Origin of the sequence: Streptosporangium nondiastaticum (genome assembly GCF_003011965.1) — a bacterium.
Classification (GTDB): Bacteria; Actinomycetota; Actinomycetes; order Streptomycetales; family Streptomycetaceae; genus Streptomyces; species Streptomyces nondiastaticus.
The window spans coordinates 1-25,125 of sequence record NZ_PXWG01000094.1 but is presented as its reverse complement, the minus strand read 5'-3'; the positions used below and the strand labels follow the sequence as shown (position 1 = coordinate 25,125).

Annotated in this window: 23 protein-coding genes and 1 riboswitch; of the genes, 4 read left to right on the top strand and 19 right to left on the bottom strand. The window is 74.6% G+C overall.

Features of this window, described 5'->3' with window-relative positions; all coding sequences use genetic code 11:
* Window positions 1-549 (bottom strand): TerD family protein (locus B7P34_RS25505; RefSeq protein ID WP_146166920.1); only part of this gene is annotated, 549 nt, incomplete at its 3' end.
* 104 nt (window positions 550-653) lie between these two features.
* Window positions 654-1,496: an NAD-dependent epimerase/dehydratase family protein gene (locus B7P34_RS25500; protein WP_106680197.1), complete on the bottom strand. Its 843-nt coding sequence runs from the start codon at window positions 1,494-1,496 to the stop codon at window positions 654-656.
* A gap of 202 nt (window positions 1,497-1,698) precedes the next feature.
* On the opposite strand from B7P34_RS25500, the gene B7P34_RS25495 reads away from it, so the two are divergent.
* The gene (locus B7P34_RS25495; RefSeq protein ID WP_106680195.1) at window positions 1,699-2,868 is read left to right on the top strand and encodes a serine hydrolase domain-containing protein; all 1,170 of its coding nucleotides are present in this window, start codon (window positions 1,699-1,701) and stop codon (window positions 2,866-2,868) included.
* Between the two features lie 474 nt (window positions 2,869-3,342).
* Here B7P34_RS25495 and B7P34_RS25490 read toward each other — a convergent pair whose 3' ends face one another.
* From B7P34_RS25490 to B7P34_RS25480, 3 genes are read right to left on the bottom strand one after another with little or no spacing between them, the layout of a single operon-like run.
* A complete protein-coding gene (locus tag B7P34_RS25490) occupies window positions 3,343-4,014 on the bottom strand; it encodes a response regulator transcription factor (protein ID WP_106680193.1) in 672 nt (223 codons plus the stop codon).
* Window positions 4,011-5,309, bottom strand: a complete 1,299-nt coding sequence (locus B7P34_RS25485; protein ID WP_223268225.1) for a sensor histidine kinase — start codon at window positions 5,307-5,309, stop codon at window positions 4,011-4,013. The genes B7P34_RS25490 and B7P34_RS25485 overlap by 4 nt, the downstream gene beginning before the upstream one ends.
* Window positions 5,306-6,391 (bottom strand): hypothetical protein, encoded by a 1,086-nt coding sequence (locus B7P34_RS25480; RefSeq protein WP_223268224.1) that lies wholly within the window; start codon window positions 6,389-6,391, stop codon window positions 5,306-5,308. Before B7P34_RS25480 ends, B7P34_RS25485 begins: the two co-directional genes overlap by 4 nt.
* Window positions 6,392-6,533: 142 nt before the next feature.
* Here B7P34_RS25480 and B7P34_RS25475 point away from each other — a divergent pair, with 142 nt between their 5' ends.
* Window positions 6,534-7,616 carry an aminotransferase class V-fold PLP-dependent enzyme gene (locus tag B7P34_RS25475; protein WP_223268223.1) on the top strand — a complete coding sequence of 361 codons (1,083 nt, stop codon included), beginning with the start codon at window positions 6,534-6,536 and terminating at the stop codon, window positions 7,614-7,616.
* A 235-nt stretch (window positions 7,617-7,851) separates the two neighbouring features.
* On the opposite strand, the gene thpD is transcribed toward B7P34_RS25475, so the two are convergent.
* From thpD to ectA, 4 genes are all read right to left on the bottom strand, one after another.
* Entirely contained in the window at window positions 7,852-8,748 is an 897-nt protein-coding gene (thpD, locus tag B7P34_RS25470) for an ectoine hydroxylase (RefSeq protein WP_106680191.1), read from the bottom strand.
* A gap of 3 nt (window positions 8,749-8,751) precedes the next feature.
* Window positions 8,752-9,150, bottom strand: a complete 399-nt coding sequence (locus B7P34_RS25465) for an ectoine synthase (protein ID WP_106680189.1) — start codon at window positions 9,148-9,150, stop codon at window positions 8,752-8,754.
* Window positions 9,151-9,253: 103 nt separating this feature from the next.
* Window positions 9,254-10,522, bottom strand: a complete 1,269-nt coding sequence (ectB, locus tag B7P34_RS25460; RefSeq protein ID WP_106680187.1) for a diaminobutyrate--2-oxoglutarate transaminase — start codon at window positions 10,520-10,522, stop codon at window positions 9,254-9,256.
* 79 nt (window positions 10,523-10,601) lie between these two features.
* On the bottom strand, window positions 10,602-11,168 hold the full coding sequence (ectA, locus tag B7P34_RS25455; protein WP_189383040.1) for a diaminobutyrate acetyltransferase: 567 nt from the start codon (window positions 11,166-11,168) through the stop codon (window positions 10,602-10,604).
* A 388-nt stretch (window positions 11,169-11,556) separates the two neighbouring features.
* Here ectA and B7P34_RS25450 point away from each other — a divergent pair, with 388 nt between their 5' ends.
* On the top strand, window positions 11,557-12,657 hold the full coding sequence (locus B7P34_RS25450; protein ID WP_189383038.1) for an amidohydrolase family protein: 1,101 nt from the start codon (window positions 11,557-11,559) through the stop codon (window positions 12,655-12,657).
* Here B7P34_RS25450 and B7P34_RS25445 read toward each other — a convergent pair.
* The 10 genes from B7P34_RS25445 to B7P34_RS25400 form a co-directional block, all read right to left on the bottom strand.
* Window positions 12,634-13,644: a bile acid:sodium symporter family protein gene (locus B7P34_RS25445; protein ID WP_106680185.1), complete on the bottom strand. Its 1,011-nt coding sequence runs from the start codon at window positions 13,642-13,644 to the stop codon at window positions 12,634-12,636. The genes B7P34_RS25450 and B7P34_RS25445 overlap by 24 nt on opposite strands.
* A 46-nt stretch (window positions 13,645-13,690) precedes the next feature.
* The gene (cobC, locus tag B7P34_RS25440; RefSeq protein WP_106680183.1) at window positions 13,691-14,743 is read right to left on the bottom strand and encodes an Rv2231c family pyridoxal phosphate-dependent protein CobC; all 1,053 of its coding nucleotides are present in this window, start codon (window positions 14,741-14,743) and stop codon (window positions 13,691-13,693) included.
* 92 nt (window positions 14,744-14,835) lie between these two features.
* Window positions 14,836-15,228, bottom strand: coding sequence for a cobalamin biosynthesis protein (locus B7P34_RS25435; RefSeq protein WP_223268222.1), 393 nt, complete (start codon window positions 15,226-15,228; stop codon window positions 14,836-14,838).
* Window positions 15,229-15,233: 5 nt separating this feature from the next.
* Window positions 15,234-16,661 carry a cobyrinate a,c-diamide synthase gene (locus B7P34_RS25430; protein WP_223268226.1) on the bottom strand — a complete coding sequence of 476 codons (1,428 nt, stop codon included), beginning with the start codon at window positions 16,659-16,661 and terminating at the stop codon, window positions 15,234-15,236.
* A gap of 31 nt (window positions 16,662-16,692) precedes the next feature.
* A complete protein-coding gene (gene cobO, locus B7P34_RS25425; protein WP_106680177.1) occupies window positions 16,693-17,292 on the bottom strand; it encodes a cob(I)yrinic acid a,c-diamide adenosyltransferase in 600 nt (199 codons plus the stop codon).
* On the bottom strand, window positions 17,292-19,397 hold the full coding sequence (locus B7P34_RS25420) for a putative cobaltochelatase (RefSeq protein ID WP_106680175.1): 2,106 nt from the start codon (window positions 19,395-19,397) through the stop codon (window positions 17,292-17,294). Before B7P34_RS25420 ends, cobO begins: the two co-directional genes overlap by 1 nt.
* Window positions 19,394-20,974 carry a cobyric acid synthase gene (locus B7P34_RS25415; protein WP_223268221.1) on the bottom strand — a complete coding sequence of 527 codons (1,581 nt, stop codon included), beginning with the start codon at window positions 20,972-20,974 and terminating at the stop codon, window positions 19,394-19,396. The genes B7P34_RS25420 and B7P34_RS25415 overlap by 4 nt, the downstream gene beginning before the upstream one ends.
* Window positions 20,971-21,945, bottom strand: a complete 975-nt coding sequence (locus tag B7P34_RS25410; protein ID WP_106680173.1) for a cobalamin biosynthesis protein — start codon at window positions 21,943-21,945, stop codon at window positions 20,971-20,973. Before B7P34_RS25410 ends, B7P34_RS25415 begins: the two co-directional genes overlap by 4 nt.
* A gap of 129 nt (window positions 21,946-22,074) precedes the next feature.
* Window positions 22,075-22,196, bottom strand: a riboswitch (cobalamin riboswitch).
* 554 nt (window positions 22,197-22,750) lie between these two features.
* Window positions 22,751-22,984, bottom strand: a complete 234-nt coding sequence (locus tag B7P34_RS25405) for a hypothetical protein (RefSeq protein WP_106680171.1) — start codon at window positions 22,982-22,984, stop codon at window positions 22,751-22,753.
* 18 nt (window positions 22,985-23,002) lie between these two features.
* Entirely contained in the window at window positions 23,003-24,247 is a 1,245-nt protein-coding gene (locus tag B7P34_RS25400) for an inorganic phosphate transporter (RefSeq protein WP_106680169.1), read from the bottom strand.
* Window positions 24,248-24,382: 135 nt separating this feature from the next.
* Between B7P34_RS25400 and B7P34_RS25395 the strand changes: the two genes are divergently transcribed.
* The gene (locus B7P34_RS25395) at window positions 24,383-25,033 is read left to right on the top strand and encodes a class II aldolase/adducin family protein (protein ID WP_223268220.1); all 651 of its coding nucleotides are present in this window, start codon (window positions 24,383-24,385) and stop codon (window positions 25,031-25,033) included.
* The last annotated feature ends 92 nt before the right edge of the window (window positions 25,034-25,125 follow it).

Sequence of the window (25,125 nt, the reverse complement as noted above, 5' to 3'; positions counted from 1 at the left end):
GGCGGGCGGCTGTACGGGGGCGGGCGCCTGCACGGCGGCCGGGGCGGGGGCCGCGGGCTCCTCCACGCTCACGCCGAAGTCGGTGGCGATCCCCGCCAGGCCGTTCGCGTACCCCTGGCCGACCGCACGCACCTTCCAGGCGCCGGCCCGCCGGTAGACCTCCACGACGACGAGCGCGGTCTCGGAGCCCAGCCGGGGCGGCGTGAACGTGGCCAGGACCGAGCCGTCGTCCGCGTTGCGCACGGTGGCGGTGGGCTCGATGCCCGCGAACGTCCGGCCCTGGGCGTCCGGGCTCGCGGTCACCACGATCTTGTCGATGGCGGCGGGGACGGCGGCGGTGTCCACCGCGATGGCGTCGGGCGCGCCGCCGGCCGCGGCGCGGTGGGCCACGCCCGGTCCTGAGGGCTGGTTGTAGAAGACGAAGTCGTCGTCGGAGCGCACCTTGCCGTCGGCGGTGAGCAGCAGGCCCGACACGTCGAGCCGCACCGGGGCGGTGACGTCCACCGTCACGCGGGCGACGGAGAGAGGGATGTTCGAGCCGGGTGTCATAGCGGTCATGCTCCGGGTAACGAGCGGCCGCTCTTTGCGGTTCCATTACCGAACACCTGATGCGGTCCCGTTACGGAGTCCGCTGTTCCCGTTGTCGTCGCAGGTCAGCGTGGGTGCCGGCGCGGCGGCTCGGGGCCGCAGAACTCGCCGCCGACGAGCCCGGCGCCCACCTGCGCGGTCCCCGCCTCCGCGGCGAGCAGGGCGGCCGCGTACGGCTCCGAGTCGTCCCGCGGTGCGTAGCCGAGCGCGCGGGCCGGGGAGAGGTCCCACCACGCCCGGGTGTTGGCGGAGCTGCCGTAGACGACGGTGTGGCCGACGCCCTCGGCCGTGAGCGCGGCGTGCACGAGCCGTGCGCAGTCGCCCGGGCTCAGCCAGACCGACAGCATGCGCACCGACGTCGGCTCCGGGAAGCACGCGCCGATGCGCAGGGAGACGGTCTCGATGCCGTGCCGGTCCCGGTAGAGGGAAGCGAGGTCCTCGCCGAAGCACTTCGAGAGGCCGTAGAAGGTGTCGGGGCGGTGCGGCGTCTCCACGGGCAGCGGCCGGCCGCCCTCGGCGGGCAGGGGCGTGAAGCCGACGGCGTGGTTGCTGGAGGCGAGCACCACGCGCCGCACGCCCGCCTCCCGCACGGCCTCGTAAAGACGGTACGTGCCCTCGATGTTGGCGCGCAGGATCTCCGCGAACGGGGCTTCCACCGGGATGCCCGCCAGGTGGACGACCGCGTCCACGCCGTCGAGGGCCTTGCGCAGCGCCTCACCGCTGCTGCCGCCGCCGTCGGTGGTGGCGGCCGGGTCGGCCAGGTCCGCGGTGACCGCCTCCGGTTCGCCCGGCACCGGGCGGACGTCCAGAAGGCGCAGCCGGTGGCCGTGAGCGGGCAGCAGGGCGCGCAGGTGGGTGCCGATGCGGCCGGCCGCGCCGGTGAGGAGGACGGTGCGGGACGTGGGCATGGCCGGACCTCCTGCGGAGAGCGGAGAAGCGGAGAGCGGAGAAGCGGAGAGCGGGGAGTGAAGAGCGGGAGCAGAGGGCGGAATTGCTCAATCCGATTATTCCGTGGGCGAGATGACGATCGTCACGAAATAACCACGCGCCCCGTCCGGCTTCACCCACCGGAAGCAGCACCCGCCCCACTGAACCACAAGGAGCACACCCATGCCGACTCCGACCGCCGCGCAGACGAGCGCCGTCCAGGGAACCGTCGCCAAGGGCTATGAGGGCGTGCGCGAAGCGTTCGAAGCCACCTTCGCCGAAGAGCGCGCCGGGCACTCCGCCCAGCTCGCCGCCTACGTCCACGGCGAACAGGTCGTCGACCTCTGGGGCGGACCCGGCATCGAGGGCGACTCGCTCACCGGCGTGTTCTCCTCCACCAAGGGCGCGGCCCACCTCGTCGTCGCCCTGCTCGTCCAGGAAGGCGTCCTGGACCTCGACCGCGAGGTGCGCCACTACTGGCCCGAGTTCGCCGCCGCCGGCAAGGAACACGTCACCCTGCGCGACCTCCTCGCCCACCGGGCCGGCCTCGTCGGCGCCGACGCGGGCTTCACCCTGGAGCAACTCGCCGACGACCGCGCCATAGCGGACAAGCTGGCCGCCCAGCGGCCCTACTGGCGCCCCGGCACCGCCTTCGGCTACCACGCCTACGTCATAGGCGCCCTCACCGGCGAGATCGTCCGGCGCGCCACCGGGCGGACCATGCAGGACCTCTACGAAGAGCGCGTCCGCGCCCCGTACGGCCTCGACTTCTACATGGCCCTCCCCGAGGAGCAGGAACACCGCTTCCTCACCACCCAGCCCATGGACCCGACGCCCGCCCAGACGCGCTTCCTGCAGGAGAACGCACCCGGCGCGCACAGCCTGTCCGGCATCGCCTTCAACCTCAACCACGCCGTGCCCACGGTCCTGGAGGAGCTGCCGAACCACCGCGTCATCCGGGCCGGCGGCCCGGCGTCCGTCGGCGGAACGGCGTCCGCGCGCGGGCTCGCCGGGATGTACGCGGCCGCCATCAGCGGCCTGAACGGAAAGGAGGCCCTGCTGACGCCCGGCACGGCCGCCGAGTTCGCGCAGATCCACTCCGCGGGGCACGACCTCGTCCTGGGCGCGTTCGGCGCGTTCGGGCTCGGGTTCGGGAACATGTCCGCGGACAGGTTCCCCTTCCTCGGCGCCCGCGCCTTCGGCCACGGCGGCGCCGCCGGCTCCCAGGCCTTCGCAGACCCGTCGACGGGCCTGGCCGTCGGCTTCAACCGCCGCCGGTTCGCCTTCCGCGAGGACAACCATGCCCAGGTGACGCGCTTGGTGAGGGCGCTCCACGAGGCGGCGAGCATCTGATGCGCGACGCTCGCCTGGGTTTCGGCGCCGCCGGGCCCGGCTTGAGGCTGCCGGGCACCGCCGGGTGCCGCCGCGGTGGTTGATCGCCGTTGCGGCGGGGGAAGCGCCTGGGCACAGGCAGGTCGGCCTGAGGCTGCTCATGTTTCGGGCATCAGCCCCGTGAATGCCTGGGCGCAGGGCCCTTCCCTCCGCCGCGGCGATGCGTAACCCCCACCGGTGGTGTCCGGCGGTGCCGAGCCGGGCTGAGACTGTTGGGCACCGCCGGGTGGCGCCGTGGTGGTTGATCGCCGTCGCGGCGGGAGAAGACGCCTGGGTGCAGGCGAGCCCCTGCTCTGCTGTGGCGGAAGGAACGGCTCGGGCGCAAGCCATCCCCCCGCCGCGGCGGGAGAAAGCGCCTGGGTGCAGGCCCTCGCCCCGTCGCGGCGGGGGCAGCGCCTGGGCGCACGGGCCCCGAGACCGCGGCGCACCCCGCGATCAGCGGGGTGAGACGAAACCGCACTCGTACGCGGCGATGACCGCCTGCGTGCGGTTGCGGACGCCGAGTTTGGCGAGGGCGCCGGCGACGTGGGTCTTGACCGTCGCCGCGCCCAGTACCAGCTCCGTGGCGATTTCCGCGTTCGACAGGCCGCGGGCCATGAGCCGCAGCACCTCCGCCTCCCGCTCCGACAGCTGCGCGCGGAGCCGCCCCGCGGCCGCCCGGGCCCGCCGGGCCTCCGCGTGCTCGGCCGCGAGGGCGCGTACGGCGGCGGGGAAGAGCAGCGAGTCGCTGCGGGCCACCAGCCGGACGGCCTGGACGAGTTCGTCCGCGCCCGACCGCTTCAGCAGGAAGCCGCTGGCGCCGGCGCGCAGCGCGTCGTACACGTAGCTGTCGTTCTCGAAGGTGGTGACGACGATGATCCGCGGCGGGTCGTCCATGCCACTGCCCAGCAGCTGCTCCGTGGCACGGATCCCGTCGACGTCGGGCATGCGCACGTCCATGAGCACGACGTCCGGCCGCAGCTCGCGGACGACGGAGACGGCCTCCGCGCCGTTCGTGGCCTCGCCGACGACCTCCAGGTCGTCCTCCGCGCCGAGGATGGCGCGCAGTGCCGTCCGGACCATCCGCTCGTCGTCGGCGAGCACGATCCGCAGGGGTGCCGCCGTCACCGGCCCGCACCTCCGCCCAGCGGGAGGCGGACGGAGAGCCGCCACACGCCGTCCCGTTCGCCCGCGCTGCTGCTGCCGCGCAGCAGCCGGGCGCGTTCGGCTATGCCCGTCAGGCCGCGGCCGCCACCGGCGCGGCGGGGCGCGGGTGAATGCGCGTGCGTACGGCCCTTGCCGGGTCCGACCGGGTTCTCCAAGGCGACCTCCAGGGCCTCGTCGTTCACAGTGATCCGCAGCAGGACGGGCACCCGGCCCGCGTGCCGCAGGGCGTTGGTGAGCCCCTCCTGCACGATCCGGTACGCCTCGCGGGAGACGACCGGCGGTACGCGGTCGAGGGCGGGCGGCGCGGTGAGGCTGACCGTGCCGCCCGCGGCCCGGGTGCGGTCCAGCAGCCCGTTCAGGTCGGCGAGGGTCGGGGCGGGCGCGGCGGAGGCGGCGCCGTCCTCGCGCAGCAGCCCGAGGACGGTGTCCAGCTCGCCGACCGCCTCGCGCGTGGTCTCCTCGATCGCGGCCAGCGCCTGCCGGGCGAACTCCGGGTCGGCGTCGAGGACCTTGCGCGCCGCGCTCGCCTGCAGCGTCACCGCGCTGAGGGCGTGCCCCACCGAGTCGTGCAGCTCGCGGGCGAGGCGGTTGCGCAGGGCGAGCCGCATGGCGTGCTGTTCGGCGGCGGCGAGCCGGTCGGCGGCCGTCGGCCCGAGCAGGACGGGTGCGCAGCGCGCGAGCAGCGCCCCCGCGCCCGCGGACACGGCGGCGAGCACGGCGAGCAGCGCCAGCCCGGCGAACGGCATGAGCAACTGCCCCGGCAGGGACAGGTCGCCGAGCCCGTACGGGGCGTCCGCGCCGCCGGGGACGCCGGTGACCGGCAGGGCGATCAGCATCAGCGCGAACGGGGGCGTGGCCAGCGACATGCCGCTCAGGACGCCGCCGGCCAGCAGGTGCAGGGTGTACCAGAGGGCGGTCCGCCCGCGCGCGGCCCACGACTCGGCCGGGCCCGTCGCGAGCGCCTCCTCGGGCAGTCCGCACAGGGCGCGGGCCGCCGTGGACTCCAGGGTCCGTACCCACGGCACCAGCGCCGTCACGGCCGCGGGCACCAGCGCCAGCGCGAAGACGCCGAACTGCATCCCCAGGGTGTCGGGGAACAGGACGTTCCTGCTGCGCTGGACGAGAACCGACGCCAGGGTGCTCGCCAGCAGGTAGTACGGCATGAGGAGCGCGCCGCCCAGCAGCAGGTGCACCCACCGGAGGCGGGCGCGGCGGCCCAGCAACGCGCGGGCGCCGCGCCGGAGAAGGGCCGTCACGAGGCGAGGGCCTCCGTGCCGGTGCGTCCGGGGACGGCCGTGTCCGTGCGTCCGGGGACGTCCGCCGCGGTGCGCCCCGGGACCGCCGCGGGCATGCGCGCCGACCGCGCGGCGAAGAAGCGCGCCCCCGCGGCGAGGACCAGCAGACCGGTGATCACCTGCACAGCGTAGGTGACGCCCATCGCCGCCGTCGGCCCCCGGCCGTCGTCGGCCAGCGACGTCAGCGTCGCGAGCAACTGCCAGCCGCCCCACGCCGCCGAGGCGGCGGAGCCGACGCCCGCGAGGAGCAGCGGCACGCGCAACGGCAGGCGGCTGCCCTTGCCCGCGCCGGAGAGCAGCAGGGCGGTGCCCGCGACCGTCGCGGCGGCGTAGAGCACGTAGCCCGACTCCGCGGCCGCGGACGCGGCGTCGTACCCCCGGGCGATCTCCGGCGCCAGCCCCGCGGACCAGCCGCAGGCCCACAGCAGGTGCACCCCGCCGGGCACGACGGCCAGCACTGCCGCCGCGGTCAGCGCGGCCCGCTGTCCGCGACCAGGGGCATGAGCCTTCAGCTCACCGACGGTGCCCTGCCACAGATGCCCCCAGCGGTCGCGGGCGTACAGCACGAACAGCGTGCCCAGGGCGAGCCCTTGGACGATGAACCCCGTGTAGACCACCCCGAACACCCACTCGTCCAGGAACGGCCGCTTGCCGCCGCCTCCGGAACCGGTCGCCGAGCCGCCCCCGAGGGCCCGGACCAGCAACTGCGCCGGGAACCCGTACATGATGGGCGTCAGCAGCCCCACCGCGCCCCACATCGGCAGCACCAGCAGCCACGCCGGGACGCGCCTGCCCCACGGGCGGGTCAGCAGCAGGGCGAGGACCACCACGGCGGCGTCCATCAGGATGGTCACGGCGTTCGCCACGACCAGCCCCGCGTCGGCATCCCGCAGGGCACTGCCCTCCGGGATGCCGATGTGGCTGCCCGCCACCCATGCGACCTTGAGGCCGAGATAGGGCAGGCACGCGGCGATGGTCACCGCGCGGAGGGCGCGGCGCTTGGTGGCGTGGTCGTCCCGGACGGTCGTCGTCGTACTGGTCATGAGACCAGGGTTCCGCCGCGGACGCGCCCGCGCGTCGCCCTGAGCGGCTGTCCCCCTCCGCCGCAGGGTGGAGAGGGCTCTCCACCCTGCGTCCACCTCCGGGTCCATGGACGGCGCGATCACCGCCGCGCATAGTGGGTGAATGGACGAGATGAGCATGACCATGAGTGCGGGCACGGGCATCGAGAGCCTCGCGCCAGGGCAGTTCGCGCCCGAGACCGTCTACCTGAACACGGCCGCCACGGGGCTGCTCCCCGCACCGGCCGTCGCTGCCATGCACGATGCCGCGACCGCGCACTCCCGGGGCCGGGCCGGCAGTGAGGACCACTTCGAGGTGGTGGGCGCCGTCCGCGACGCCTTCGCCCGGCTGGTGGGCGTGTCCGCGCGGAGAGTCGCCACGGGGGGATCCGCCGCGGTCTTCTGCGGGCTCATCGCCCAGTCGCTGCCGGACGGCGCCGAAGTGCTGTGCGCCGAGGGCGACTTCAGCTCCCTGGTCAATCCCTTCCACGTCCGGCCCGGCCTGCACGTACGGACCGTCCCCCTGGAGAAGATCGCGGCGGAGGTCCGGCCCGGGACGGCCCTCGTGGCGGTCAGCGCCGTGCAGTCCGCGGACGGGCGCATCGCCGACCTCCGGGCGATAGGGGAGGCCGCCCGCGCGTACGGGGCCCGCACGCTCGTCGACATCAGCCAGTCCGCGGGCTGGCTGCCCACGGATGCCAGTGCCTACGACTTCACCGTGTGCGTCGGCTACAAGTGGCTGATGGGGCCCCGAGGCACGGCCTTCCTCACCGTGCCGGAGGACCTCGGCGGCCTCAGCCCCGTCTTCGCCGGGTGGGTGGCCGGGGAGGACCCCTGGGACAGCACGTACGGGCCGGTCACCGCGCTCGCCTCCTCGGCGCGCCGCTACGACCACAACCCCGCCATCCTGGCGTACGTCGGGGCCCTCGCCGGGCTCCGGCTCGTCGAAGAGCTCGGCCCGGAGCGGATCGCGGCCCACGACGTCGCTCTCGCGGAGCGCTTCCGCGCCGGGCTCGGCCGGGCCGGCCACCGGGCGGTGCCGGCGGACGGCTCGGCCATCGTCTCCGTCGCCGGCCTGGGCTCCGTCACAGAGCGCCTCTCGGCGGCGGGCGTACGGGCGGGCGCCCGCGCGGGCCGGCTGCGGGTGGCGTTCCACGTGTACAACAGCGTCGCGGACGTGGACGCCGCGCTGGCGGCGCTGTCCTGAGCGGTGCGCCTCCGGCGGGGGAGGAGGGCGGGTGAGCCCGGCCACTCCTGTCCGCCGCGGTGGGGGAGGTGGGCTGAGGCTCCGGCCCACCCCCTTCCGCCGCAGTGGTGATCGGCCACGACGGTGGTGTTCGGCGGTGCCGTACGGGCCAGGGGCGGGTTCGGCACCGCCGGGTACGTCCGTGGAGGTTGCGCGCCGCCGCGGCGGAAGGAGAGTGCCGGGCCCCGGCCCGTCCTTACCTCACGGGAGTGACATCGCGCGCCCCGATGAACGACGGGCGGCGGGCCGGGGCCGCGAAGGGCTCCTCCGCCGCGTTGTCCACGCTGTTGAAGACGATGAACACATTGCTCCGCGCGAACGGCGTGATGTTGTCGCCCGAACCGTGCATGCAGTTGCAGTCGAACCACGTCGCCGAACCGGCCGGCCCGGTGAAGAGCCGTATGCCGTGCCGGCCCGCGAGCTCGGCGAGGGCCGTGTCGGACGGCGTGCCCGCTTCCTGCATCCGCAGGGACCGCTTGTAATTGTCCCGAGGCGTCACCCCCGCGCAGCCCAGGAACGTCCGGTGCGACCCCGGCATGATCATCAGGCTGCCGTTGGTGGGGAGGTTCTCCGTCAGCGCGATCGACACCGACACCGTCCGCATCCGCGGCAGCCCGTCCTCCGCGTGCCACGTCTCGAAGTCGGAGTGCCAGTAGAACCCGGCGGCCCCGAAGCCCGGTTTGACGTTGACCCGCGACTGGTGGACGTAGACGTCCGAGCCGAGGATCTGCCGCGCCCGGCCGACGACCCGCGGATCGCGCACCAGCTCCGCGAACACCTCGCTGATCCGGTGGACCTCGAACACCGACCGCACGTCCTGCGAGTGCGGCTCGACGACCGCTCTCTCGTCGGCCCGCACCGCGGGGTCAGCGATCAGCCGGTCGAGTTCGGCGCGCAGGGCGGCCACTTCGTCCGGGGTGATCAGCTGGTCGACGGTGAGGAAGCCGTCGCGCTCGTAGCCCGCGAGGGCGTCCGCGTCGACCGGCCCGGGGGCCGGGGCCCCGGAGCCCGAGGGCCACACCACCGGGTCCCGCCGCGGAACGGCGGCCTCGTGCGTGCCGCGCGTGGGGTAGAGGTCGGTGACCGCGGCCATGGTTCAGCCCTCCTCCGTCAGCAGCGGGTAGACGCCGTTCTCGTCGTGGTCCTCCCGCCCCGTGACCGGCGGGTTGAAGACGCACACGCAGCGGAAGTCGGTCTTCACCCGCAGGGTGTGCCGCTCGTGGCCGTCGAGCAGGTACATCGTGCCGGGCGAGATCCAGTGCTTCTCGCCGGTCTCGTCGTCGGTGAGCTCGGCCTCGCCCTCCACGCACAGCACGGCCTCGATGTGGTTGGCGTACCACATGGACGTCTCGGTCCCGGCGTAGAGGACGGTCTCGTGCAGGGAGAACCCGACCCGCTCCTTGGCGAGGACGATCCGCTTGCTCTCCCACGTGCCGCTGCGGGCCTTGACGTGCCGGTCGGTGCCTTCGATGTCCTGGAGCGAACGGACGATCATGGTGAGTGCCTTTCTGTTCTGGTCTTGCTCTGTTCTGCTCTGTGCCGGCTGTTCTGCCCTGTGTCGGCTGTTGTGGTCTGTGCCGGCTGTGGCGCTTGCCGGTTCAGGCCGTTTCGCGGACCGCGCGGGCGAGGGTCCTCAGCCCCTCGTCCAGCTCCTCGGGCGAGATCGTCAGCGCGGGCAGCAGCTTGACGACCTCGCCCTCCGGGCCGGACGTCTCCACGAGCAGGCCGAGCTCGAAGGCCCGCCGGGAGACCGCCGAGGCACGGGCCTTGTCGGCGAACTCCAGCCCCCACACGAGCCCGCGGCCCCGGTAGCGCGCGCCCGCCCCGGGGTGCTCGGCGCAGATGGCGCGCAGGGCCTCTTCGGCCTGCTCGCCGCGGGCGAGGGTCTGCTTCTCCATCTGCCCGTCGGTCCAGTACGCGTCGAGCGCCGCGGCGGCGGTGACGAAGGACGGGTTGTTGCCGCGGAAGGTGCCGTTGTGCTCGCCGGGCTCCCACACGTCGAGCTCCGGGCGGAAGAGGGTGAGCGACATCGGCAGCCCGTAGCCGCCGATGGACTTGGACAGCGTCACGATGTCCGGGGTGATGCCCGCCTCCTCGAAGGAGAAGAAGGAGCCGGTGCGGCCGCAGCCCATCTGGATGTCGTCGACGATCAGCAGCATGTCGTGCCGCTCGCACAGCGCGGCGAGCCCGCGCAGCCACTCGGGACGGGCGACGTTGATGCCGCCCTCGCCCTGCACCGTCTCGACGATGACGGCGGCGGGGGTGTTCAGGCCCGAGCCCTGGTCGGCGAGCAGCCGCTCGAACCACAGGAAGTCCGGCACCGTGTCGTCGAGGTAGTGGTCGAAGGGCATGGGCGTGCCGTGGACGAGGGGGATGCCCGCGCCGGCCCGCTTGAAGGCGTTGCCGGTGACGGCGAGCGAGCCGAGCGACATGCCGTGGAAGGCGTTGGTGAAGGACACGATCGCCTCGCGGCCCTTGACCTTGCGGGCCAGCTTGAGCGCGGCCTCGACGGCGTTGGTGCCCGTCGGGCCGGGGAACATCACCTTGTACGGCAGGTCGCGCGGACGCAGCACGACGTCCTGGAAGGCCTCCAGGAAGGCGCGCTTGGCGGTGGTCCCCATGTCCAGGCCGTGGGTGACGCCGTCGCGTTCGATGTAGTCGATCAGCGCGCGTTTGAGGACCGGGTTGTTGTGGCCGTAGTTGAGCGCCCCGGCGCCGGCGAAGAAGTCGAGGTACGTGTGGCCGTCCTCGTCGTACATGCGGCTGCCCTGCGCCCGGTCGAAGACCGCGGGCCAGCTGCGGCAGTAGCTGCGGACCTCCGACTCCAGGGCCTCGAAGACGCTGAGGGCGGGCGGGGTGATGGTCATGGGCTGCTCCTGTCGGTGCGTTCGGTGCGTTCGGTGCGTTCGATTACGTCCGGTTGTGCCCGGCCGTGGAGTCGCGCGGTCAGTGCGCGAGGGGGCCGATGCGGTGCAGCACTTCGGGGTCGTGGCCGTCCTCGGGGAACAGGCCGCCGTGGAAGAGGACTTCGCGTTCGACGGCGGCGCCGTGCCGCTCGGCGAAGGAGGCGAAGAGGCGGTTGGAGGCGGTGTTGCCCGGCGTCACGGTGGTCTCGATCCCGTCGAGGCCGCCCGTCTCGCGGGCCACCCGGGCGACGAGGCCGTCCAGCAGCGCGGCGGCCAGGCCGCGGCCGCGGTGCGGGCGGTCCACGGCGACCTGCCAGACCACGAGGGTGCGGGGGCGGGCGGGGCGGATGTAACCGGTGATGAAGCCCGCGGGCTGCCCGTCGCCGCTGCGGCGGGCCACGGCCGAGGTGGCGGCGAAGTCGCGGCACCACAGCAGGTAGCTGTACGAGGAGTTGAGGTCCAGGGTTCCCGAGTCGCGGGCGATGCGCCAGATCGCGGCTCCGTCGTCGACGCGCGGGACGTCGAGCGTGAGGTCCTCCGGAATTCCCGGGAATTCCCGGGGGGAGGCGGGGCGGGCACGTGCAAGGTCTGCTTGTGCGGCGGTCATGCGGAGGGAATTTACCGATGCGGATCGGAAATCGCATCGGGGGTGCGGGTTACCCGGCGGCGGGTGGTTGTGTTATCGCGCGGAGGCGCGTGGGCGGGCGAGGCGGGCGCAGTGCGGGGTGTTTTGCCCGGAAATAACCGGGCGAAAGGGGCTGGGTGTGGAGTGTGTCACAGAGGGTTGCGGGGTGGATGAATTCCCTTGCGGAAACGTAAGGAAAATCCTGAGTTTAGGGTGCGGGGAAGCGGGCAGGAGAATGCGCGGGGAGTTGTCTGCGTGAATACGAAAGGCGGGTTCCGGGGAATTTCCCGGGGCCCCGGCGGGGTCGGCCGGATCCCGGGGCCGGCAGCCCCTTGGCGCACGGGAGGAGCGGGCTCGTACAGTGCGGTCCATGAGCGACAGCGATGTGCTGCACATCAAGGGGCGGGTGCTCGTCGGCGCGGACCCGGACGGCGGGGTGCGCGACGAGCTGTGGGTCGTCGACGGCCGGATCACCTTCGAGAGGCCGACGGGGGCGCGGGACGTCACCACGGTCGAGGGCTGGGCGCTGCCCGGCCTCGTGGACGCGCACTGCCATGTGGGGCTCGACGCCCACGGGCCGGTCGACGAGTCCACGAGCGAGAAGCAGGCGATCACCGACCGGGACGCGGGGGCCCTGCTGCTGCGGGACGCCGGCTCGCCGTCCGACACGCGCTGGATCGACGACCGCGAGGACCTGCCGCGCATCATCCGCGCCGGGCGCCACATCGCGCGGACGCGCCGGTACATCCGCAACTACGCGCACGAGATCGAGCCGCAGGACCTCGTGGCCTACGTGGCGCGCGAGGCGCGGCGCGGGGACGGCTGGGTCAAGCTCGTCGGCGACTGGATCGACCGCGAGACGGGCGACCTGTCCGCCTGCTGGCCCCGGGGCGAGGTGGCGGCGGCCATCGCCGAGGCGCACCGGCTCGGGGCGCGGGTGACGGCGCACTGCTTCGCGGAGGAGTCGCTGGCGCCGCTGGTGGAGGCAGGCATCGACTGCATCGAGCACGCGACCGGGCTCACCGAGGACACCATTCCGCTGTTCGCGGAGCGGGGGGTCGCCATCGTGCCGACGCTCGTCAACATCGCGACGTTCCCGCGGCTCGCGGAGGGCGGCGAGGCGAAGTTCCCGCGCTGGGCGGACCACATGCGGCGCCTGCACGCGCGCCGCTACGACACGGTGCGGGCCGCGTACGACGCGGGCATCCCCGTCTTCGTCGGCACGGACGCGGGCGGCTCCCTCGCCCACGGCCTCGTCGGCCAGGAGGTCGCCGAACTCGTCAAGGCCGGCATCCCGCAGGTCGACGCCCTCGCCGCCACGACGTGGGCGGCCCGCGCGTGGCTCGGCCGCCCGGGCCTGGAAGAGGGCGCCTCCGCGGACATCGTCGTCTACGACACGGACCCCCGGGCGGACGTCCGCGTCCTGGGCTCACCGAGCCGCGTGATCCTACGGGGCCGCGTGATCCGCTGACGGTGCGCCGGCGGCCCCGGGCGCCGTCTCCGCGGTGGGGCGACGCGACATCCACGCCGCCACCACCGCCCCCGAAACGTTGTGCCACACCGAGAAGACCGCCGCCGGCAGCGCCGCCGCGGGGCTGAAGTGGGCCGTTGCCAGGGACGCCGCCAGGCCCGAGTTCTGCATGCCGACCTCGAAGGCCATCGCCCGGCTCGACGGGGCGCCGAGCCGGGCCAGGCGGCCCGCCGCGTAGCCGAGGGCCAGGCCGAGGCCGTTGTGGAGGACGACGGCGAGGAGGACGAGGGCCGCCGCGTCCTTGATGCGGGCCGCACTGCCCGACACCACGATCAGCACGAGCACGGCGATCGTCAGCGCCGAAAGGGAGGGCAGCACGCCCAGCAGCCGGGCGACGCGCCGCCCCGCCACCATCCGCACCAGCGCCCCGCCGACCACCGGCACGAGCACGGTCTTGAGGATGTCGGTGAACATGGCGCCCGCGTCCACGTCCAGGAACCGGTCCGCCAGCAGCAGCGTCAACGGCGGTGTGACCAGCGGCGCGACGAGCGTCGACACGGTCGCGACGGACACCGACAGGGCGACGTCCCCGCGCGCGAGGTACGTGACCACGTTGGACGCCGTCCCGCTCGGCGCGCAGCCGACCAGGATCACACCGGCCGCCAGCTGCGGCGGCAGACCCAGCGCCGTGGCGATCAGCCAGCCCAGCCCGGGCATGATGACGTAGTGGGCGACGAGGCCGAGCCCGACCGCCCAGGGCCGCTTGGCGACCGCCCGGAAGTCCTCACCGGTCAGCGTCAGGCCCATCGTGAACATCACGACGCCCAGCAGGTACGGCACGGCCGGCGCCCAGCCGGTGAAGCGCGACGGCGCGGCGAGCCCCAGCGCCCCCGCCGCGACGACGAGCAGCGGGAACACGGTGACGGCCAGCCGCGCCGTCCGGTCGGCGGCCGCCGGGGCTGCCGGGGCTATTCGTGAGGTCGCCATACGGCGGCACCCTAGCGATCACTCCCGCCCGCGGCCAGAGGTGATCTCACCCCTCGGCGAGCGCCTTCCCGAGGGCCTCCGCGAAGCGGTCCGTCGTCGCACGGTCCCGGACCGCGAGGCGCAGGTAGTCGGGCCCCAGCCCCGGAAACGTGTCGCCGCGCCGCACCGCGAAACCGAGCCCCCGCAGCCTGCCCCGTACGGCCGCGGCACCCCACACCCGGATCAGCAGGAACGGCCCGGCTGCCGGCCCGTGCACCCGGACCCCCTCGAACTGCCCCACCGCGGCCGCCAGATATGTCCTGTCCTCGGCGAGCCGCCGCGCCGCGTGCCCGGCCTCCGCGAGCGCCGGGGGAGCGCTGCACGCCTCCGCCGCCGCCAGCGCCGGCGACGACACCGGCCACAGCGGCTGCGCGCGCTCCAGCCGGGCTATCGTCCCGGGCGACGCGAGGACGTAGCCGATGCGCAGGCCCGCCAGCCCCCACGTCTTGGTGAGGCTGCGCAGCACGACCAGCCCCGGCAGGTCCGTGACCGACGCCAGCGACTCCTTCTCGCCCGGCACCGCGTCCATGAACGCCTCGTCCACGACGAGCGTCCGGCCCGGCCGGGCGAGCCGCGCCAGGTCCCGCGCCGGGTGGAGCACGGACGTCGGGTTCGTCGGATTGCCGACGACGACCAGGTCCGCGTCGCCCGGCACCGCCCGCGGATCCAGCCGGAAGCCGTCCGCCGCGTCGAGCAGCACCCGCTCCACCTGGTGCCCCGCGTCCCGCAGCGCCGCCTCCGGCTCCGTGAACTGCGGGTGCACGACGACCGGCCGCCGCACCCGCAGCGCCCGCGCGAGGAGCACGAAGGCCTCCGCCGCGCCCGCCGTCAGCAGCACCCGCTCCTCCGGCAGCCCGTGCCGCGCCGCCACCGCACGCCGCGCGGCCCGCCCGTCCGGGTACGCGGCGAGCCCGTCCAGCGACGCGGCGATGTGCTCGCGCAGCCACACCGGCGGCGTGCCCGCCCGCACGTTCACCGCGAGGTCCGTCAGCTCCGCGCCGGCACCCCGCACTTCGGCGTCACCGTGGTGGCGCAGGTCGGGTTCGCTGGGAGTGTGCATGGCCGCGGGCCGCCTTCTTGTGAGTGCCGGATGGTCGTCGGCGGGCGCGTGCGGCCCACCCGGAAACGGTACTGACGGTCGCCGAAGGACCGTCAAGCGGGTCCGTACGCGACCGCGCACGTCGCCCGCGCGGATTTCCGCTTCCTCACGGCCAGGACGCCGCCCGGGCCGGCCGCCAGCAGCGCCGCCGCCTCCGCGACGGCAGGCGTGCCCACGGCTGCCAGTACGGCCGCCGACGAAGCCGGCACGGCGACCCGTGACAGGGCGTCGGCCCCGTAGGACCGCAGTGGCACGCCCAGCCGGGCCGCCGCCTCCAGCAGCCCGGCCTCCGACGCCTTCGCCTCCACCGTCACCAGCGCGGCCGGCCGCAGCCCGGCCGCCCCCGCCTCCGTGAGCGCCCGCTCGATCAGCTCCAGCACCTCCGCGGCCGGCACGCCGCGGCGGGCGCCCACGCCCACGTAGACGGCGACGGAGACGGCGGCCACCGGCGTCACCCGCGGGCGGCGGCGCCCGCCACGAGCCGGGCGGCCGCGCCGGGGGCGCCCGCCCAGTGCACGTGCAGGTACGAGGCGTGCACCCCGCCCGCCACGAACCCCTCCGTGCGGCGCTCCGGGTGGGTGAAGCCCCACGCCGGGCTCGCGCCCGCACCCGGCTCCGTCACCGTGCGGTGGAACTCGTGGCCCCGGACCCGGGTGCCCGCCCGCGCCAGCGGGGTGTCCGCGATCGCCACGGCCTCGCGGTAGCCGAGAGTGAGCCGGCCGGACATCCTGGCGTCCGCGGGCAGCACGCCGCACATCGGCTTGCCGTCCAGCGAACGGGAGAGGTAGAGCAAGCCCGCGCACTCGGCGATGACCGGGGCGCCGGACGCCGCGAGGGCGGCCACCTGCTTGCGGAGCGGTTCGTTCGCGGAGAGCTCCGGGGCGTAGATCTCGGGGAAGCCGCCGCCGATGACCAGGGCGGCGGTGTGGTCCGGGAGCGCCTCGTCGTGGAGGGGGTCGAAGGGGGCGACCTCCGCGCCGGCGGCCTGGAGCAGCTCGGTGTGCTCCGTGTACGAGAACGTGAACGCCGGGCCGCCGGCTACGGCCACTACGGGTGCCTTGTCCGGCTGCGGGCCGGTGGGTGGTTTGTGCCCACCCGTTCCGCCCTGCGGAACGCCTGCCCACAAACGGGTGGGGGCGGGGTTGGAAGCCGGAACGCCTGCCCACAACCCGTGAGGAGCCCATGGCTCGTCCAGCAGCGGGGGCGCGCTCCGCGCCAGTGCCAGCAAGGCCTCCAGGTCGCAGCCCTCTCTTACCTGGGCTGCCTGGGCCGCTACCGCCTCCACCGCCTCGGTGCTGCGTTCAGCCACGGGGATGAGTCCCAGGTGGCGGGACGGCGTGTGCGCCTGCTGGACGCGGCGCACCGCGCCCAGCACCGGCACGCCCGACTCCGTCAGGGCCTCCCGCAGCAGCGCCTCGTGGCGGTCCGAGCCGACCTTGTTGAGGATGACGCCCGCGACCCGTACCTCCGGGTCCCAGGACGCGAAGCCGTGCACGAGCGCGGCCACCGAGCGCGACTGCGACGACGCGTCCACGACCAGGACGACCGGCGCCTTCAGCAGCTTCGCGACGTGCGCCGTCGACGCCAGCTCGCCCTGTCCGCTCGCCCCGTCGTACAGGCCCATCACGCCCTCGACCACGGCGACGTCGCAGCCCGCGGCCCCGTGCAGGAACAGCGGGGCGATCCGCTCCGGGCCGCACATGTACGCGTCGAGGTTGCGGCCCGGGCGGCCGGTCGCGAGCGCGTGGTAGCCCGGGTCGATGTAGTCCGGGCCGACCTTGTGGGGCGACACGGCGAGGCCCGCGTCGGCGAAGGCCCGCATCAGGCCGGTGGCCACCGTGGTCTTGCCGCTGCCGGAGGCCGGCGCGGCGATGACCAGGCGGGGGATGCGCGTACTCACCACTTGATGCTCACCACTCGATGCCCCGCTGGCCCTTCTGACCGGTGTCCATCGGGTGCTTCACCTTCGACATGTCCGTCACCAGGTCCGCGAACTCGACCAGCTTCTCGGGCGCGTTGCGGCCCGTGATGACCACGTGCTGGGTGCCGGGGCGGTTGCGCAGCACCTCGATCACCTCGTCCGTGTCGATCCAGCCCCAGTGCATCGGGTAGGCGAACTCGTCCAGCACGTACAGCTTGTACGTCTCCGCCGCCAGGTCGCGCTTGACCTGTTCCCAGCCCTCGCGCGCCTTCTCCTCGTTCGACAGGTCGCTGTCGCGCTGGATCCACGACCAGCCCTCGCCCATCTTGTGCCAGTCGACGGTGCCGCCCTCGCCCGACGCACCGAGCACCCGCAGCGCGTTCTCCTCGCCGACCTTCCACTTCGCCGACTTCACGAACTGGAACACCCCGATCGGCCAGCCCTGGTTCCAGGCGCGCAGTGCCAGGCCGAACGCCGCCGTCGACTTGCCCTTGCCGATGCCGGTGTGGACGAAGACGAGCGGCCGGTTGCGGCGCTGACGCGTCGTGAGTCCGTCGTCGGGAACGGTGGTCGGCTGCCCCTTGGGCATTACGCGGCCCTCCTGGTGTGAGTGGTCCGTACGGTGTGTACGAGCGCGGAGATGCTGTCCGCGCGCAGCTCGTCCAGCGTCACGACCGGGCCGCGCAGCTCCCGGCCCAGCTCGGCGGCGAGCCCGAGCCGCACGGGGCCCTGCTCGCAGTCCACGACCACCGACGCCGTGCCCTCGCCCGCCAGCAGCCGGGCGGCCCGCGCCGCCCGTACCAGCGGCTCGGGGCCTCCGGTGGCCCGGCCGTCGGTGACGACCACCAGCAGCGGCCGCCGCGACGGGTCGCGCAGCCGCTCCACCCGCAGCACCTCGTGCGCCCGCAGCAGGCCCGCCGCGAGCGGCGTGCGGCCGCCCGTCGGCAGTTTCTCCAGCCGGGCCGCGCCCGCGTCCACCGACGACGTCGGCGGCAGCGCCACCTCGGCGCCCGCACCGCGGAACGTGATCATCCCGATCTTGTCGCGGCGCTGGTACGCGTCCAGCAGCAGCGACAGCACCGCGCCCTTCACCGCGCTCATCCGCTTCCGGGCCGCCATGGATCCGGAGGCGTCCACGACGAACAGCACGAGATTGCCCTCGCGGCCCTCGCGCACCGCCTCCCGCAGGTCGTCGCGGCGCACGAGCAGGCCGGGGCCGCTGCGCCCGCGCGCCCGCTGGTGCGGCGCGGCCGCCTGTACCGTCGCGGCCAGGTGCAGCCGGGACAGGGCGCCGCGGGGACGGCGGGAACCGGTCGTCCGGCCGTGCGCCGTACGGGCCCGCGACCGGCGGCCGTCGGAGCCCTCGCCGAGACCCGGGACGTCGAGCCTGCGGGTCCGGAACGGGGCGGAGGCGGCGACGGCCGGGGCCTCGGGGGCCTCTCCGCTCGCCGGCGCGCTCTCAGGGGCCTCCGCTGACTCGGACCCGGACCCGGACTCGGGCCCCGTCCCGGATTCCGCGGGCTCCTGCCGCTGCTGCGGTACGTCGGGCGGCGTGCCGTCGGAGCCCGGGCCGTCCTGCGGGGGCTGCTGCCCGCCGCCGTCAGGGCCGCCGCCCTCGGGACCGCCGTCGCCGGGACCGCCGTCGTCCGGCCCCTCGGGCTCGGGCTCGGGCTCGTCGTCCTCGAACTGCCGCAGGATCTCGTCGAGCTTGTCCTCGTCCAGGCCGGGGGCGTCGAACGGGTTGCGCCGGCGGCGGTGCGGCAGGGACAGCAGAGCGGCCTGCCGCACGTCCTCGGTCAGCACGTCCGTACGGCCCGCCCACGCGGCCAGCGCCGACGCCGTCCGCGCGGTCACGATGTCCGCGCGCATGCCGTCCACCTCGAAGCCCGCGCACACGGCGGCGATCCGGCGCAGCGCGCCGTCACCCAGCCGCACGGACGGCAGCAGCGCGCGGGCGGCGGCGATCCGCTCGCGCAGCGTCTCCTCCTCGGCGGACCACTTGGCGGCGAACGCGGCAGGATCCTCGTCGAAGGCGAGCCGGCGGCGGACGACCTCGACGCGCTCGTCGGGCTCGCGCGAGGCCGCGACCTCGACGGTCAGCCCGAAGCGGTCGAGGAGCTGGGGGCGGAGCTCGCCCTCCTCGGGGTTCATGGTGCCGACGAGGAGGAAGCGGGAGGCGTGCCGGACGGAGACGCCCTCGCGCTCGACCGACGACACACCGGTCGCCGCCGCGTCGAGGAGGGAGTCCACGAGGTGGTCGCCCAGCAGATTGACCTCGTCGACGTAGAGCACGCCCCGGTGCGCGGCGGCCAGCAGGCCCGGCTCGAACGCCTTCACGCCCTCGCCCAGCGCCCGCTCGATGTCGAGCGCCCCGACGAGCCGGTCCTCGGAGGCGCCGACGGGCAGTTCGGCCATGTGGGCGGGGCGGGCTTCCCCGGGCCCGTCCGCGTGCGGCCCGTCCGGGCAGGTGGGGTCGGGGGCGGCGGGGTCGCAGGAGAACCGGCAGCCGGGGACGGTGACGACCTGCGGCAGCAGCGCCGACAGGGCCCGTACGGTCGTGGTCTTCGCCGTGCCCTTCTCACCCCGTACGAGCACCCCGCCGATGGACGGCGAGATGGCGTTGAGCAACAGGCCCAGCCGCATGTCGTCCATCCCGACGACCGCGGTGAACGGGTAGGTGGCCGAGGCCGTCAACGGGTACCCCCTGTGTTGTCGTTCCGCGCGAGCGGAGCCGGCGCGCCCGGCGGTATGAACGGGACGCCCTTCGGCACCCCGTCCTCGATCAGCCGCAGCAGCGCGTCCGTGTCCGCGTGTTCCTCGATCAGATCGCCCAGCCGGTCCAGCTGTTCCTCCCGCAGCGCGGCGAACGACGTGTCCGGGGCCGGCACGAACGCCCTCCCCGCCGCCTCCGCGACGCGCCGCAGGAACGCCCGCCGGAAGCCGTCGCTCTCCAGGGAGCCGTGCCAGTGCGTGCCCCACACCGCGCCCACCCGGCAGCCGTCCAGGAACGGCTCGTCGCCGCCCCGCACGTCCGCCACTCCGTGGTGGATCTCGTAACCCTCGACGGACTCGCCCAGGGCCGTGCCGACCGGTCTCGCCAGGGTCTTCTCCGCCGCGAACCGCACGCGCACCGGCAGCAGGCCCAGTCCCTCGACCGTGCCCGCCTTCGACTCGACCTCGTCGTCGATCCGCTCGCCCAGCACCTGGAAGCCGCCGCAGATGCCCAGCACCGGGCGGCCCTCGGCCGCGCGCCGGGCCAGGGCGTCCGCCAGGCCGCGCTCGCGCAGCCACGCCAGCGCGCGCACCGTGCCGCGCGTGCCCGGCACGACCACCAGGTCGGCGTCGGCGAGCTCCTCCGCGCGGTCGACGAAGCGCACGACCACGCCCGGCTCGGCCGCCAGCGCGTCCACGTCCGTGAAGTTCGACATCAGCGGCACCGCGCACACCGCGACCCGCAGCACGTCCGCCCCGTGCGGCGGGGCCACCACCGACTCCCGCACCGCGCCCCGCAGGGAGACCCGCAGGCCGTCCTCCTCGTCGATGCCGAGGCCGTGCGCGAACGGCAGGACGCCGTACGTCCGCCGGCCCGTCAGCTCGTACAGCATGTCCAGGCCCGGCTCCAGCAGCGTCACGTCGCCCCGGAACTTGTTGACGACGTAACCCGCTATCAGCTCCTGGTCCTCCGGCGACAGCAGCGCCGTCGTGCCGAAGAACGACGCGAAGACGCCGCCGCGGTCGATGTCGCCGACCACGACCACGGGCAGCCGGGCCGCCCGGGCGATGCCCATGTTGACGATGTCGCTGCGCCGCAGGTTGATCTCGGCCGGGCTGCCCGCGCCCTCGCAGATGACCGCGTCGTGCGTGCGCCGCAGCTCCTCCAGGCAGTCGGTCACGGTGCCGAACAACTGCTCCTGGCGGCCCGCGTGGTAGCCGCGGGCGCTCAGCTCGCCGACCGGCTTGCCCATCAGGACGACCTGGCTGCTCCGGTCCCCGCCGGGCTTGAGCAGGACGGGGTTCATGAGCGCGCTCGGCTCCACGCGGGCCGCGGCCGCCTGCATGGCCTGCGCGCGGCCTATCTCCGCGCCCTCGCGCGTCACGAACGAGTTGAGCGACATGTTCTGCGCCTTGAACGGCGCGACCTTGACGCCCTTGCGGACCAGCCAGCGGCAGATGCCGGCCGTCACCACGCTCTTGCCCGCGTCCGAGGTGGTGCCGGCCACCAGCAGGCCCCCGCCCAGCGGGCCCCCGGGCCCGCTCCTGTCAGCCGTCACCGGCTCCTCCTTGCCGTTCTCGCCGTCGTCAACAGGCTGCCCACTGCGCGGGCCGCCACCGCCGTCCCCAGGGCCAGCAGCGACACCCGGCGCGAGAGGCGCACCGCGCGCTCGATGTCGTCCGTCCGCACGGGGCGGTTCTCCGCGCCCAGCACGGGGCGGTGCTCCACCCGGCCCGCGTACGCGAGCGTGCCGCCCAGCCGCACGCCGAGCGCGCCCGCGAACGCGGCCTCCACGGGGCCCGCGTTGGGGCTGGGGTGGCGGGAGGCGTCGCGCCGGGCCACGCGCCAGGCGCCGCGCGGGTCCGGGCCCGCGAGGACGGCGAGGGCCGCGGTCAGGCGGGCGCCGGGCCAGCCGGCCACGTCGTCCAGGCGGGCCGAGGCCCAGCCGAAGCGGCGGTAACGGGCCGACTTGTGGCCGACCATGGCGTCCAGGGTGTTCACGGCCCGGAAGCCCACCAGGCCGGGCACGCCGCCGAGCGCGCCCCACACGAGGGCGCCGACGACGGCGTCGGACGTGTTCTCGGCCACCGACTCCACCACGGCGCGGGCGATCTGCTGACCGTCCAGCGCCTGCGGGTCGCGGCCGCACAGGTGCGGCAGGCGCTCGCGGGCGACCTCCACGTCACCGGCGGCGAGCGCGCCCCCGATGGCGCGCGCCTCCCGGCCCAGGGACGTGCCGCCGAGCACGGCCCAGGTGGCGGCCGCGGTCAGCGCGACGTCGGCGGTACGGGAACGGGAAGCGCGTACGGCACGGGCCAGCAGCGCGGCACCTGCGGCGGCGCCCCCCGCGCACACCAGCGTGTGCAGGGCGCCGCGGCCGCGGTCGTCGCGCCACAGGCGCTGCTCCACGGCGTGCGCGGCACGGCCGAACGCGGCGACGGGGTGGCCGCGGCGCGGGTCGCCCAGGACGCGGTCACCGAGGAAGCCGAGGGCGGCGCCGCACGCGAAACCGATCGGATCGGCACGCATCGGATCAGACCGCCGTCACGCCTCGGCGGGGGGAGGGAGTTCTGCGGGGCGTTCGGTGGCGGGCGCCGGGCATGACAGATGTGTCCTCACTCAGGGTCCGCGCCCTGGCTCGACGTGACCGGCGACCAGAGTCTCCTGGCTCCCGGATCCGCGCCCGCCCCGGCCTTCCGGCTCGCCGCCGTGGCCATCGCGTGGGGGAGACGCTCCCCGGTGACAGTGGCGGGACCGCGCCGGATTCGCACCGGCTTCCTCTGCTGTCGCCGTTTGGCTCCGGAAGTCCACCATGCGCCGCGGGCGCCGTCAACTCATGCCTGACCTGGTCCGACTTGCAGATGACGCTTCCGGCTGCGCCGATTCCTCTGACCGCCGCAGCGGTGCGCAACCCCCTCGTGCGATTTCGGCGGTGCCGAACTGACCGTGGGTACGGCACCGCCGGTCCGGCCCGTTGTGGTCGCTCGCCGTTGCGGCGGGGGGTTGCGTCACCCCTGTCGCTCGGGGCGCCCCCGAATCTTCTGCCGCCGCCGCGGCGAAACCACCGCGTGCGTGCGCGGCGGTGCCGAACCGGCCGTGGGTGCGGCACCGCCGGTCCGGTCCGTAGTGGTCGCTCGCCGTTGCGGCGGGAGTTCGTTGCCCGGCAACGAGATGCAAGCGGCCGCGGCGGCGGGGGTTTGTTGCGCGGCAACGAGATGCGATTGCCCGCGGCGGAAGCCGCTTGCGCGGCCGCGGCGCAGCCCGGCTTCCCCGCGGGTACGCGAACGGCCGGGCCCCTTCAGGGGTCCGGCCGTTCGAAGACGGAGCGCGGCGCTTACGCCACGATCAAGTAGATGCCGTAGCCCACGGCCGCCGCGCACAGCGCGAAGCACGCGTACGCCCCGGAGCGCGCGAGCGCACCCGCACCCGTACCCGCGCCCGAGTCCGCCGAGCCCCCCGTGCGGGGCGACGTGCCCATGATGCCCAGGGTGAAGATGCCCACCAGGCCGACCGTCACCACGAGGCTGACGCCGAAGACCTGGCCGAGTGCTGCCCAGTCGATGTGCATGCGTTTCTTCCTTATGCCTTAGCTCGCCGCGGCGGCGGCAGGAGCCCGCCCGGCCTCGGGGGAGGGGGAGACCGCGGCGGTCAGCGGACCGGCCGGCGGCGGGGCGACGGCCTGCAGGGCCTGGGTGACGACACCGGCCGGCTCGGCGCCGGCGACGGCGTCGCGCGAGTCCAGGTCGTCGTGGGTGACGGGCTTGCGGCGCGAGGCCAGCCAGATCGCGCCGGAGACGGCCAGGCCGAGGACGGCGACCGCGGCGACGCCCCAGTCGCCCTGGTCGGCGAGGAGGGCCGCGCCGCCGGCGACGAGACCGGCCGCGGGGAGGGTCAGGCCCCAGGCCATGACCATGCGCCCGGCGGTCGACCAGCGCACGACGCCGCCCTTGCGACCGAGGCCGGCGCCCATGATCGAGCCGGAGCAGACCTGGGTGGTGGAGAGCGCGAAGCCGATGTGCGAGGAGGCGAGGATCACGGTCGCGGCGCCGGTCTGGGCGGCGAAGCCCTGCGCGGGCTTGATGTCGGTGAGGCCCTTGCCGAGGGTCTGGATGATGCGCCAGCCGCCCAGGTACGTGCCGAGGGCGATGGCGAGGCCGGCCGAGACGATGACCCACAGCGGCGGGTCGGAGTGCGGCGCGACGACGCCGCCGGCGACGAGCGCGAGGGTGATCACACCCATGGTCTTCTGCGCGTCGTTGGTGCCGTGGGCGAGGGAGACCAGGGCGGCCGAGGCGATCTGCCCGGCGCGGTAGCCCTTGGCGGTGTCGCGCTCGTCGCGGCCGCGGGCGAGCCGGTAGGTGAGCCGGGTCGCGCACCAGGCGGCGAGGCCGGCCACGATCGGCGCGGCGACGGCGGGGATGAGGACCTTCATGACGACCTTGTCGGCGTTGACCGCGTCGAAGCCGACGGAGACGACCGTCGCGCCGATGAGGCCGCCGAAGAGGGCGTGCGAGGAGCTGGAGGGCAGACCGGCGAGCCAGGTCAGCAGGTTCCAGACGATCGCGCCGACCAGACCCGCGAAGATGACCTCCGGTCTGATGCCCGCGCTCTCGTCGATGATTCCGCCGGAGATCGTCTTGGCGACCTCCACGGACAGGAATGCGCCGACGAGGTTCAGCACGGCCGACATCGCCACCGCCACCTTGGGCTTGAGCGCCCCGGTGGAGATGGTGGTGGCCATGGCGTTGGCCGTGTCGTGGAAGCCGTTCGTAAAGTCGAACACCAAGGCCGTGACGATCACGATCCCGATGAGAAGCGTGATGTGTTCCATTCACCCAGGCAATCAGCTCGATGGTCAGTACAGCGGGGACCGTAAAGACCTTGGGTGAACGGAAGGTGAACTGACCCGGGCGGGGTAGTGACGCGAACCGGAGGCGGAAAACGGATGCAGAGGGGTGGAGGACGGATGAGGGAGACCGAGCAGATCCGCCGGACGTGGGCCGATGTGGTGGAGACGGCCCGCCGCACCACGGCCGACGGCCTCGTCGTGGGCACGTCGGGCAACGTCTCCGCCCGGGTCGGCGATGTGATCGTCGTCACGCCGAGCGGCATCCCGTACGACCGGCTGACCCCGCGCGACGCGGTGGCCGTCGACCTCGACGGCCACCGGCTCCTCGGCGACCTGGCCCCCACCAGCGAGCTCCCCCTGCACCTGGCGGTCTACCGGGCCACGGACGCCGCCGCGATCGTGCACACGCACGCCGTGCACGCCACGGCCGTCTCCACCCTCGCCGACGAGCTGCCGCTGATCCACTACATGGCCGGCGCCCTCGGCGGGCCGGTCCGTGTCGCCCCCTACGCCCTCTACGGCAGCGACCAGCTGGCCGCGCACGCCCTGGAGGCCCTCGACGGCCGCACCGGCTGCCTCCTGCGCAACCACGGCACCCTCACCTACGGCGCCGGCCTCGACCAGGCCTACGACCGCACCGCCCAGCTGGAGTGGATGTGCCGGGTCTGGCTCACGGCCTCCTCCGTCCCCGGCCGCGCTCCCTCCCTGCTGACCACGGAGCAGGCCGACCGCGCCGCGGAGAAGCTCCACGGCTACGGGCAGCCGTAGCCGGCCGGCGGCCGGCCCGTAGCCGGGCCCGCCGCGGCGGCACAAGAGCCCGGGCCGGCCCGGGCCGCCCCCGTACCGCAGAGGCGCACGGC

Excerpts from the sequence above, each read along its gene's own strand:
- cobC (WP_106680183.1), bottom strand. The coding sequence starts at position 14,743 with ATGCACACTCCCAGCGAACCCGACCTGCGCCACCACGGTGACGCCGAA.
- thpD (WP_106680191.1), bottom strand. The coding sequence starts at position 8,748 with ATGGCCGCGGTCACCGACCTCTACCCCACGCGCGGCACGCACGAGGCC.
- ectA (WP_189383040.1), bottom strand. The coding sequence starts at position 11,168 with ATGACCGCCGCACAAGCAGACCTTGCACGTGCCCGCCCCGCCTCCCCC.
- B7P34_RS25400 (WP_106680169.1), bottom strand. The coding sequence starts at position 24,247 with ATGGAACACATCACGCTTCTCATCGGGATCGTGATCGTCACGGCCTTG.
- B7P34_RS25500 (WP_106680197.1), bottom strand. The coding sequence starts at position 1,496 with ATGCCCACGTCCCGCACCGTCCTCCTCACCGGCGCGGCCGGCCGCATC.
- B7P34_RS25445 (WP_106680185.1), bottom strand. The coding sequence starts at position 13,644 with ATGGCGACCTCACGAATAGCCCCGGCAGCCCCGGCGGCCGCCGACCGG.
- cobO (WP_106680177.1), bottom strand. The coding sequence starts at position 17,292 with ATGCCCAAGGGGCAGCCGACCACCGTTCCCGACGACGGACTCACGACG.
- B7P34_RS25480 (WP_223268224.1), bottom strand. The coding sequence starts at position 6,391 with ATGACCAGTACGACGACGACCGTCCGGGACGACCACGCCACCAAGCGC.
- B7P34_RS25495 (WP_106680195.1), top strand. The coding sequence starts at position 1,699 with ATGCCGACTCCGACCGCCGCGCAGACGAGCGCCGTCCAGGGAACCGTC.
- ectB (WP_106680187.1), bottom strand. The coding sequence starts at position 10,522 with ATGACCATCACCCCGCCCGCCCTCAGCGTCTTCGAGGCCCTGGAGTCG.
- B7P34_RS25405 (WP_106680171.1), bottom strand. The coding sequence starts at position 22,984 with ATGCACATCGACTGGGCAGCACTCGGCCAGGTCTTCGGCGTCAGCCTC.
- B7P34_RS25450 (WP_189383038.1), top strand. The coding sequence starts at position 11,557 with ATGAGCGACAGCGATGTGCTGCACATCAAGGGGCGGGTGCTCGTCGGC.
- B7P34_RS25395 (WP_223268220.1), top strand. The coding sequence starts at position 24,383 with ATGAGGGAGACCGAGCAGATCCGCCGGACGTGGGCCGATGTGGTGGAG.
- B7P34_RS25465 (WP_106680189.1), bottom strand. The coding sequence starts at position 9,150 with ATGATCGTCCGTTCGCTCCAGGACATCGAAGGCACCGACCGGCACGTC.
- B7P34_RS25475 (WP_223268223.1), top strand. The coding sequence starts at position 6,534 with ATGGACGAGATGAGCATGACCATGAGTGCGGGCACGGGCATCGAGAGC.
- B7P34_RS25410 (WP_106680173.1), bottom strand. The coding sequence starts at position 21,945 with ATGCGTGCCGATCCGATCGGTTTCGCGTGCGGCGCCGCCCTCGGCTTC.